Annotated in this window: 2 protein-coding genes; both read right to left on the bottom strand. The window is 59.7% G+C overall.

The window, feature by feature from the left end:
* The coding region (locus AC630_RS42115; protein ID WP_143198771.1) for a transposase at window positions 1-313 on the bottom strand (313 nt) is incomplete at its 3' end.
* Window positions 314-630: 317 nt separating this feature from the next.
* On the bottom strand, window positions 631-823 hold a 193-nt coding region (locus AC630_RS42110; protein ID WP_083636622.1), incomplete at its 5' end, for an integrase core domain-containing protein.

Below are 823 nucleotides of genomic sequence, written 5' to 3'. Positions count from 1 at the left end.
GGTCGAGCTCCGCCATCGCAAAATAAGCGCTCGCCTTGCGCAGGATCTCGTTGGCCTGCCGAAGCTCACGGTTCTCCCGTTCCAGGGCCTTCAGCTTCTCGGCCATCTCAGTCGGAACGCCAGTCCGCTGCCCGCTGTCGATCTCGGTCTTCTTGACCCAGTCATGAAGCGTCTGCGGTGTGCAGCCGATCTTGGCCGCAATCGATGTCACCGCCGCCCAGCGCGAAGGGTGCTCGCCGGCGTGATCCAGAACCATCCGAACCGCGCGGTCCCTGACCTCAGGCGAAAACTTGTTCGTCGTCTTGCTTGTCATGGCTCCATCCTCTCAGGAGTTGGAGCCTCCGGCAAACCCGGGGCGGTTCAAGTCGTGGATCCCCAGTTCGCCTGCTGCGCAATCAAACGGATCGGTTTGCGAAGAGGGCGATGGATACCGCAGTCTACACTACACTCGAACTCCTAAACCGTTGACGCCTTGCGATGACGAACGCGAGTGTCAGGCCATTTCATGAGTTGCGTCCAAAGAATGCCCACCAAAACACGGGGCGACAGCATATGTATGTTCGTCGTCAGATGATTTGAGACTGATTAGGCGGGCTGCGAAGGGGGCTCTGGCTCATCAGGGGGTAGAGTTTAAGCGGCCTGCAGTCGATGCTGCAAGCGACGATTTGCGATGGTGTCGTGCTTGATGCGCTGAGGTTCGGCCAGGATGGTCTCGGCTCTGCCAAAGTAGACGTCGGCGGGCGTGAGGTTGTCGATGCTCTCATGGAAGCGGGCGTGATTGTAGTGCTCGACAAAGGCGCCGATCTGCCGTTCGAGGTCGCCG

The organism is Bradyrhizobium sp. AS23.2, assembly GCF_001908185.1.
Lineage (GTDB): Bacteria > Pseudomonadota > Alphaproteobacteria > Rhizobiales > Xanthobacteraceae > Bradyrhizobium.
Note: the sequence above shows the minus strand (reverse complement) of the source record. Positions and strands in the feature narration are given on the sequence as shown.